The 9,749-nt window shown below is 71.4% G+C and carries 7 protein-coding genes; all 7 read left to right on the forward strand.

What is annotated here, in order from left to right; translation table 11 throughout:
• Positions 1-325: helix-turn-helix domain-containing protein (locus GT354_RS26970; RefSeq protein WP_161358977.1), on the forward strand; the 325-nt coding region annotated here is incomplete at its 5' end.
• A gap of 107 nt (positions 326-432) precedes the next feature.
• The gene (locus tag GT354_RS26975) at positions 433-1,875 is read left to right on the forward strand and encodes an aldehyde dehydrogenase family protein (RefSeq protein WP_161358978.1); all 1,443 of its coding nucleotides are present in this window, start codon (positions 433-435) and stop codon (positions 1,873-1,875) included.
• Positions 1,876-2,078: 203 nt separating this feature from the next.
• Positions 2,079-4,004 (forward strand): acyl-CoA dehydrogenase family protein, encoded by a 1,926-nt coding sequence (locus GT354_RS26980; RefSeq protein WP_161358979.1) that lies wholly within the window; start codon positions 2,079-2,081, stop codon positions 4,002-4,004.
• Positions 4,005-4,128: 124 nt separating this feature from the next.
• Positions 4,129-5,391, forward strand: coding sequence for a 1-deoxy-D-xylulose-5-phosphate reductoisomerase (gene dxr / locus GT354_RS26985; RefSeq protein WP_161358980.1), 1,263 nt, complete (start codon positions 4,129-4,131; stop codon positions 5,389-5,391).
• 8 nt (positions 5,392-5,399) lie between these two features.
• On the forward strand, positions 5,400-6,689 hold the full coding sequence (locus GT354_RS26990) for a site-2 protease family protein (protein ID WP_202512344.1): 1,290 nt from the start codon (positions 5,400-5,402) through the stop codon (positions 6,687-6,689).
• Between the two features lie 155 nt (positions 6,690-6,844).
• On the forward strand, positions 6,845-8,002 hold the full coding sequence (gene ispG, locus GT354_RS26995) for a flavodoxin-dependent (E)-4-hydroxy-3-methylbut-2-enyl-diphosphate synthase (RefSeq protein WP_161358982.1): 1,158 nt from the start codon (positions 6,845-6,847) through the stop codon (positions 8,000-8,002).
• 202 nt (positions 8,003-8,204) lie between these two features.
• Positions 8,205-9,653, forward strand: a complete 1,449-nt coding sequence (locus GT354_RS27000; RefSeq protein WP_161358983.1) for an alpha/beta fold hydrolase — start codon at positions 8,205-8,207, stop codon at positions 9,651-9,653.
• Positions 9,654-9,749 lie beyond the last annotated feature (96 nt).

Here is a 9,749-nt window from a genome sequence, read left to right on the forward strand (position 1 = left end):
GCAGCTCACCGTGCACGGCCGCGACGCCGGCGGTCTGCTGCCGCTGCTCGACGGCGACGCGGTGCGCGCGTGGGCCGAGCAACTCCTGTCCCCCTTGCGCACGCACGACGCGGGCGGGCGCGGCGACTTGGTCGTATCGCTGCGCGCGTGGCTCGCGCGCCACGGCCAATGGGACGCGGCCGCCGGCGACCTGGGCGTGCACCGGCACACCCTGCGCTACCGCGTCCGCCGGGCCGAGGAGATCCTCGGTCGCACCCTGGACGATCCGGACACCCGCGCCGAGCTGTGGCTCGCGCTGCGCGAAGCCTCCGAGGACAAGTCGTAGCGCTACGGCTCACCGATTGGCCGGGATGGACAAAAACCCCGACGGGCGATCCCTTTACCGTGGAACCACCGGGATCATCGACGCCCGTTGACGGAGAAGGAGCAGCAGTGACCACCACGCACGCGTTCTGGCTGGCCGGCCGCAAGGCCACCGGCGAGACGTCCTTCGACGTCACCAACTCGTACGACGGCAGAGTGGTGGGCGCGGTCTCCGAGCCCACCGACGCGCAGATCGAGGAAGCCGTCGCCGCCGCGCACGCGTCGGTCGGCGAGTTCGCCGCGCTGCCCGCGTTCAAGCGCGCCGAGGCCCTCGCGCACGTCGCCACTCGGCTCGGCGAGCGCACCGAGGAGATCGCGCAGCTGATCACCGCGGAGAACGGCAAGCCGATCAAGTGGGCCCGCGGCGAGGTGGGCCGCGCGGTCTCGGTGTTCCGCTGGGCGGCCGAGGAAGCCCGTCGGTTCAACGGTGAGGGCATGCGCCTGGACACCGACGCGGGCGGCACCGGCCGCTACGCGCTGGTGCGCCGCATCCCCAAGGGCGTCGTGCTGGGCATCGCGCCGTTCAACTTCCCGCTGAACCTGGTCGCGCACAAGGTCGCCCCGGCGATCGCGGTGGGCGCCCCGATCATCCTCAAGCCCGCCCCGGCCACTCCGCTGTCCGCGCTCGTGCTCGGCGAGATCCTGGCCGAGACCGACCTGCCGGTCGGCTCGTGGAGCGTGCTGCCCGTCCCCAACGACCGGATGCCGGCCCTCGTGCAGGACCCGCGCCTGCCGGTCGTCTCGTTCACCGGCTCGGGCCCGGTCGGCTGGTCGATCCAGGACTCGGTGCCGCGCAAGCACGTGACCCTTGAACTGGGCGGCAACGCCGCTGCGGCCGTGCTCGCCGACTGGTCCTCCGACGAGGACCTGGAGTGGGCCGCGCAGCGCATCGCGACCTTCTCCAACTACCAGGGCGGCCAGTCCTGCATCTCGGTGCAGCGGGTGATCGCCGACGGATCCGTGTACGACCGCCTGGTCGAGAAGATCGTCGCCAAGGTCGCCGCGCAGGTCACCGGCGACCCGCGCGACGACAGCGTCGACGTGGGCCCGCTGGTCAGCGAGGCCGCCGCGATCCGCGTCGAGTCCTGGGTGGACGAGGCCGTCAAGGCGGGCGCCGAGGTGCTCACCGGCGGCACCCGCGAGGGCGCGACCTACGCGCCGACCGTGCTCAGCGAGGTCCCGGCCGGCGTCACCATCGCGTGCGAAGAGGTCTTCGGCCCGGTCCTGACGCTGACCCGGGTGGACGGCGTCGACGAGGCGTTCGCCGCGATCAACGCGTCGGAGTTCGGCCTTCAGGCGGGCGTGTTCACGCACGACATCCAGACCGCGTTCCGGGCCCAGCGCGAGCTGGAGGTGGGCGGCGTGATCATCGGCGACGCCCCGTCCTACCGCGCCGACCAGATGCCCTACGGCGGCGCCAAGAACTCCGGCGTCGGCCGCGAAGGCGTCGCGTACGCGATGGTCGACTTCACGTACGAGCGCGTCATGGTGCTGACGGGGCTCGCCCTGTAGGACACCTTCCTCGACGAGGGGCCCGGCCGCCTGGGGTGGTTCGCCGGGCCCTTTCGCACGTCCGGCGGGGTGCGCCCCACCACCCGGGCGGGGGTGAACTCTGGACAAACGGCCGTCACGCGGCATTCAGTGGACGTGCACGGGCAGGTAACACCGGCCGGTAACAACGTCCGGTTCCGCTGCGAGTCCGCGAGGAGTCCGCCATGCCCCCTGTCAGCGAACGCGAAGCCCGTAAGGTCGCCGAGGAAGCCCGGCAACAGGACTGGGACAAGCCGAGTTTCGCCAAGGAGCTGTTCCTCGGCCGCTTCCGGCTCGACCTGGTCCACCCGCACCCGCAGGCCGGCGCCGAGGAGATCCGCCGCGGCGAGGAGTTCCTGGCGATCCTGCGCGAGTTCCTCACCACACGTGTGGACCCCACCGTGATCGAGCGCGACGCGCGCATCCCCGACGACGTGATCAAGGGCCTCGCCGAGATCGGCGCGCTCGGGATGAAGATCGACACCGAGTACGGCGGCCTGGGACTGAGCCAGCTGTACTACAACAAGGCCCTCGTCCTGGTCGGCTCGGTCAACGCGGCGCTGGGCGCGCTGCTGTCGGCGCACCAGTCGATCGGTGTGCCGCAGCCGGTCAAGATGTTCGGCACCGACGCCCAAAAGCGTGAGTTCCTGCCGCGTTGCGTGCGTGAGGTCAGCGCGTTCCTGCTGACCGAGCCCGACGTCGGCTCCGACCCGGCGCGGCTGGCCACCGCCGCGGTGCCCAGCGAGGACGGCGAGTCGTACACGCTCGACGGCGTGAAGCTGTGGACCACCAACGGCGTGGTCGCGGGCCTGCTCGTGGTGATGGCCCGAGTGCCCGAGGCCGAGGGCCGGCGCGGCGGCATCACCGCGTTCGTGGTGGACGCGGACAGCCCCGGGATCACCGTGGAGAACCGCAACGCGTTCATGGGCCTGCGCGGCATCGAGAACGGCGTCACCCGCTTCCACAACGTCACGGTGCCCGCCGCGAACCGGATCGGCGCCGAGGGCGCGGGCCTGAAGATCGCACTGACCACGCTCAACACCGGCCGACTCTCGCTGCCCGCGATGTGCGCGGGAGCCGCCAAGTGGTCGCTCAAGATCGCCCGCGAGTGGGCGGGGGAGCGCGAGCAGTGGGGCCGCCCGATCGCCGGTCACGAGGCGGTCGCGGGCAAGATCGCCTACATCGCGGCAAGCGCGTTCGCCCTGGAGGCGGTCCTGGAGTTGACCGCGCGGATGGCCGACGAGGACCGGCGCGACATCCGGATCGAGGCCGCGCTCGCGAAGCTGTACGCGTCCGAGGTGGGCTGGACGGTCAGCGACGAACTCGTCCAGATCCGCGGCGGTCGCGGCTACGAGACGGCCGCCTCGCTCCGAGCCCGCGGCGAACGCGGCGTGCCCGCCGAGCAGATGCTGCGCGACATGCGGATCAACCGGATCTTCGAGGGCTCGACCGAGATCATGCACCTGCTGATCGCGCGCGAGGCGGTGGACGCGCACCTCGCCGTGGCCGGCGACATCATCGACCCCGACGCCGACCTCAAGGCCAAGGGCAAGGCCGCCGCGGACGCGGGCGTCTTCTACGCCAAGTGGCTGCCCAAGCTGGTCGCGGGCAAGGGCCAGGTACCCACGTCCTACCGCGAGTTCGCCCCCGCGGGCGGCCCGAGCCTGGCGCCGCACCTGCGCTTCGTCGAACGCGCGTCGCGCCGGCTCGCGCGGTCCACGTTCTACGGCATGGCCCGCTGGCAGGGCGCGATGGAACGCAAGCAGGGCTTCCTGGGCCGCATCGTCGACATCGGCGCCGAACTGTTCGCGATGAGCGCGGTGTGCGTGCGGGCCGACATGCTGCGCCGACAGGACGAGGAGCGGGGACGGGCCGCGTACGAACTGGCCGACCTGTTCTGCCGGCAGGCCCGGGTACGGGTCGAGGAACTGTTCGGGCGACTGTGGACCAACACCGACGACCTCGACGTGCGCGCGGTCGAGAGCGTCCTCGCGGGTCACCACCTGTGGTTGGAGGAGGGCGTCTTGGACCCGTCCACCGACGGCCCCTGGATCGCCGACGCGACGCCCGGGCCCTCCAAAGTGGAGAACGTGCACCGACCGGTGGGCTGACCACCGGGCCGGCGGGCGGCCGAGGGAGGCCCGCCCGCCGGCCCGCGCGGGTCGCGGCCGGCCGGGCCGCGCGAATCGGGTGACCTGTGCTCCCGAGCCCCGGAGGCCGGGACACAATGGTCCGATGGACTCCCTGGCCGATCCGTACGCGCCCTTCGCCGCCCCCGACCAGCCGACCGCCCGGCGGGACGTCGTCCTGCTCGGATCCACCGGCTCCATCGGGACGCAGACCATCGACGTCGCCCGCGCCCACCCGGAGCTGTTCCGCATCGTGGGCCTGTCCGCCGGCGGCGGACGCGTGGACGAGCTCGCGCGGCAGGCACTCGAACTCGATGTCGAGGTCGTCGCGGTCGCGAAGGCGTCGGCCGCGCAGGACCTCCAGCTCGCCTTCTACGCCGAGGCGCAAAAGCGCGGCTTCGCCAAGGGGCGGTTCAAGCTGCCGAAGATCCTCGCCGGCCCCACCGCCGCGACCGAACTCGCCGCCTACCCGTGCGACGTCGTGCTCAACGGCATCACCGGCTCGATCGGCCTCGCCCCCACCCTCGCCGCGCTCACCGCCGGCCGCACGCTCGCGCTCGCCAACAAGGAGTCGCTGATCGTCGGCGGCCCGCTGGTCAAGGCGATCGCCAAGCCCGGCCAGATCGTGCCCGTCGACTCCGAACACTCCGCGCTCATCCAGGCCCTGCGCGGCGGCCGGGCCGACCAGGTCAAGCGCCTCGTGGTGACCGCGAGCGGCGGCCCCTTCCGCGGCCGCAAGCGGGCCGACCTCGTCGACGTCACGCCCGCGCAGGCCGCCGCCCACCCCACGTGGGACATGGGCCCGGTGATCACCATCAACTCGGCCACCCTGGTCAACAAGGGCCTGGAGGTGATCGAGGCGCACCTGCTCTACGACATCCCGTTCGACCGGATCGACGTCGTCGTGCACCCGCAGTCGATCGTGCACTCGATGGTCGAGTTCGTGGACGGCTCGACCCTGGCCCAGGCGTCCCCGCCGGACATGCGGTTGCCGATCGCACTGGGCCTGTCCTGGCCCGATCGAGTGCCGGGCGTCGCGGCGGGCTGCGACTGGACCAAGGCGTCGACGTGGGAGTTCTTCCCGCTCGACCACGAGGCGTTTCCCGCAGTGGGTCTGGCCTGCGACGCGGGCCGCGCCGGCGGCACCGCACCGGCCGTGTTCAACGCGGCGAACGAGGAGTGCGTCGACGCCTTCGTCGCGGGACACCTGGGGTTCAACGGCATCACCGACACGGTCGCCGAGGTCGTGGGCGAGCATGATGTACGAGGGGACGGCAACCGGCTGACCCTGGACGACGTCCTCGACGCGGAGGACTGGGCGCGCCGGCGGGCACGCGAGATCATCGCCCACCAAGGAGAAACCCGTTGACCCTGTTCATGACGATCCTCGGCATCGTCGTCTTTGTCGTGGGCCTGCTGTTCTCCATCGCCTGGCACGAGGCGGGCCACCTGATCACCGGAAAGATGTTCGGTGTGCGGGTCCCGCAGTACATGGTCGGCTTCGGCAAGACCCTGTGGTCCAAGAAGATCGGCGAGACCGAATACGGCCTCAAGGCCATCCCCGCCGGCGGCTACTGCCGGCTGATCGGGATGTTCCCGCCGGACGCGACCGGCAAGGTCCAGGCCCGCAGCACGTCGCCGTGGCGCAGCATGATCGAGGACGCCCGCGAGGCGTCCTACGAGGAGGTCGGTCCCGGCGACGAGGACCGGATGTTCTACCAGCGCAAGCCCTGGCAGCGCACGATCATCATGTTCGCCGGCCCGTTCATGAACCTGATCCTGGCCGTCGCGCTGTTCGCGGTGTATCTGATGGGCTTCGGGATCAGCGAGACCACCTCGACCGTGAGCATCGTCTCCGAGTGCGTGGTCTCGGCCGACGCCAAGACCGACAAGTGCCCCGAGGGCGCCAAGGCCGCCCCCGGCAAGGCCGCCGGACTGCTGCCCGGCGACCGCGTCGTGTCCTTCAACGGTCAGCGGATCGACGACTACGACAAGCTCCAGGGCCTGATCCGCAAGTCGTCCGGTGAGGTCACCATGGTGGTGGACCGCAAGGGGCAGCAGCTCACGCTGAAGCCGGTGCTGGAACAGAACAAAGTGATCAAGTTGGACGGCAACGGCATGCCGGTCAAGGGCGAATACGTCACCACGGGCTTCCTGGGAATCACACCCGCGAGCGGCATCCAGCGGCAGAGCGCGTCCGAGTCCGTGGACTACCTGGGCGACAGGCTCGACGACGCCGTACACGGCCTGCTGCGCATCCCGCAGAAGGTGCCCGCCCTGTGGGGCGCGGCCTTCCAGGGCGACGAGCGCGACCAGGACTCGCCGGTGGGTGTGGTCGGTGCCGCGCGGGTGGGTGGCGAGATCGCCGCGCTCGACATTCCCCCATCGCAGCGCGTGGGGATCATGATCTTCCTGGTGGCCGGGTTCAACCTGTCGCTCTTCCTGTTCAACATGCTGCCGCTGCTCCCGCTCGACGGCGGCCACGTCGTCGGCGCGTGGTGGGAATCCCTGCGCCGGGGCATCGCGAGCCTGCGCAAGAAGCCCGACCCGGGTCCCTTCGACGTCGCCAAGCTGATGCCGCTGGCCTACGTCGTGGCGCTCGTCTTCATCGCGTTCACCGGACTCGTCCTGATCGCGGATCTGATCAATCCGGTGAAGCTGACTTGATGTCAGACAAATAGCGCGTTCGGCCCGCTCCGTGCTCACCCTGTGTCGATCCGACAACAGGTGGGTCGGAGTGGGCGGGGGCGCGCTCGCCGGAGCATCCGGTGGCGTAGCGTTGAGCACGACCAACCGCGCCGACCCACGGGACTAAAGCGAAGATGACCGCGATCCAGCTCGGAATGCCGTCCGTACCTGCCCGGCCCCTCACGCCGCGCCGCAAGTCACGGCAGATCATGGTCGGCAACGTGGCCGTCGGCGGAGACGCCCCGGTGTCGGTGCAGTCCATGACCACCACCCTCACGTCCGACGTCAACGCCACGCTCCAGCAGATCGCCGAGCTCACCGCCTCCGGCTGCCAGATCGTCCGCGTGGCCGTCCCCTCGCAGGACGACGCCGACGCCCTCCCGGCGATCGCGCGCAAGTCGCAGATCCCGGTGATCGCCGACATCCACTTCCAGCCCAAGTACGTCTTCGCGGCCATCGACGCCGGCTGCGCGGCGGTGCGGGTGAACCCGGGCAACATCAAGCAGTTCGACGACAAGATCGCCGAGATCGCCAAGGCCGCCTCCGCCGCCGGCACCCCGATCCGGATCGGCGTCAACGCCGGGTCGCTGGACAAGCGCCTGCTGGAGAAGCACGGCAAGGCCACCCCCGAGGCGCTCGTGGAGTCCGCGCTGTGGGAGTGCTCGCTGTTCGAGGAGCACGACTTCCGCGACATCAAAATCTCGGTCAAGCACAACGACCCGGTCGTGATGATCGAGGCGTACCGCCTCCTCGCCGAGCGCTGCGACTACCCGCTCCACCTCGGCGTCACCGAGGCCGGGCCCGCATTCCAGGGCACCATCAAGTCCGCCGTCGCCTTCGGCGCGCTGCTCGCCCAGGGCATCGGCGACACCATCCGCGTATCGCTGTCCGCGCCGCCGGTCGAGGAGATCAAGGTCGGCAACCAGATCCTGGAGTCGCTCGGCCTGCGCCAACGCGGCCTGGAGATCGTCTCGTGCCCGTCCTGCGGGCGCGCCCAGGTGGACGTGTACAAGCTCGCCGAACAGGTCACCGCGGGCCTGGACGGGCTCAAGGTGCCGCTGCGCGTCGCGGTCATGGGCTGCGTCGTCAACGGCCCCGGCGAGGCCCGCGAGGCCGACCTGGGCGTCGCTTCCGGCAACGGCAAGGGTCAGATCTTCGTCAAGGGCGAGGTGATCAAGACCGTGCCCGAGTCGAAGATCGTCGAGACCCTGATCGAGGAAGCGCTCAAGCTCGCCGAGCAGATGCAGGCCGACGGCGTGATCAGCGGCGACCCGATCGTCGACATCGCCTGACCCGACCGACCCGGTCGGCGCAACCGGCACGACCTTTCCGGCAACCGCCGCACTCCGGCCGGTCGTCGCACGGCGTCGCCCCGTCGGAGCAGTGCACTGGTCCTCCCGGGTGACAGATCGTTGATATCCCCCTACTCCCGGTCGTTCGCCCCGATCATCGACAGGTGATCGGGGCATCGCCCCGGGGGAGGGGGCGCCGCGCGTGCGACGCATCGTCGTGGCCGCACTGGCCCTCGCGGGCATGCTCGCGGGAGCCGCCGCAGGTCCCGCGACCGGATCCCTGGCCGCGCCGGCCGGCCACGGCGTTCGGGTCTGGCCCGACATCGCGTGGGGCGCGTGTCCCGACGACATCGGGCCCGGGGTGCGCTGCGGCACCCTGGAGGTACCGCTCGACCACGACCACCCCGAGGGCCCCACCACCACGCTGGCCCTCTCGCTCGCCCCGGCGCAGAGCGCCGAGCGGCGCGGCACGATCGTGGTCAACCCCGGCGGCCCCGGCGGCGGCGGGATGTGGCTGGCCGGCCCGGCCCAACGCGAACTCCCGCAACGGGTGCGGGAGTTGTACGACTTCGTCGGCGTCGACCCGCGTGGCAACCACCACAGCGACCCGATCACGTGCGTCGACGAGAGCTACGACAAGGCCCCCAGGCCCGACCCCGTGCCGGTGACCGAGCACGACGAACAGCGTCTGGTCGAGCGTGCCCGCGGCTATGCCCGAGGCTGCGCCGAACACGCGGGGGAGTTGCTGCCGCACCTGGGCACCCTGGAGAACGCGCGCGACCTCGACCTGGTCCGCGCGGCGTTGGGCGAGTCGCGGATCGGCTTCATCGGCTGGTCCTACGGCACCTACCTGGGCGCCGTGTACGGGCAGCTGTTCCCCGAGCGGGTCGACCGGATGATCCTGGACAGCGTCGTCGACCCGAGCCCGGACCAGATCTGGTATCGGGCCAACCTGCGCCAGGACGTGGCGTTCCAGGCTCGCTGGCGCGACTTCGCGGCGGCGATGGGGCCCGACGTCGACGACGTCTTCACGCGCGTACTCGCCGGCGTGCGGGCGCGGCCCGCCGGCGGCACGGTGGGGCCGGCCGAACTGTACGACCTGGCCGGCAGGACGCTGTACGGCTCCTCGATGTGGGCCGACTTCGCCAAGGCCCTGCGGGCGTACGACCAAGGCGACGTCGCGCCGCTCGCCGCGCTGTATCGGGCGCCGACCGCGCAGGACGCCAACGGGACCGCGATCTACACGGCGATCGAGTGCCACGACGGGCCGTGGCCGCGCGACTGGCGGGTCTGGGCGCGCGACGCGAAGGCGCTGCATCGCGCGAACCCGCTGCTGACCTGGTCCAACACGTGGATGAACGCACCGTGCGCGTTCTGGCCGGTACCACCGCGCACCCCGATCACCATCGACGGACACGACCTGCCTCCCGTGCTGCTCGTCCAGGGCACGCGCGACCCCGCGACCCCACCCGCCGGCGCCGCCGCGCTGCACGCCGCGCTGCCGTCGTCACGGCAGATCACCGTGCTCGACGAGGGCGACCACGGCATCCTCGCGTTCCGACCCAACCCCTGCGTCCTGGCCGCCGCCGGCGCCTATCTGGTCGACGGCACGCTGCCGGCCGACCGCGACACCACCTGTGAGGCCTCGTGACCCGCGCCGTGCGCGCCCTGCTCGCCGGCGTCGTCACCGTCGCCGCGCTGACCGTCGCGCCCCCCGCCGGGGCCGCCGACCCGATCACGTGGGGCG

Source organism: Streptomyces sp. SID3343 (assembly GCF_009865215.1).
Taxonomy (GTDB): Bacteria; Actinomycetota; Actinomycetes; order Streptomycetales; family Streptomycetaceae; genus Embleya.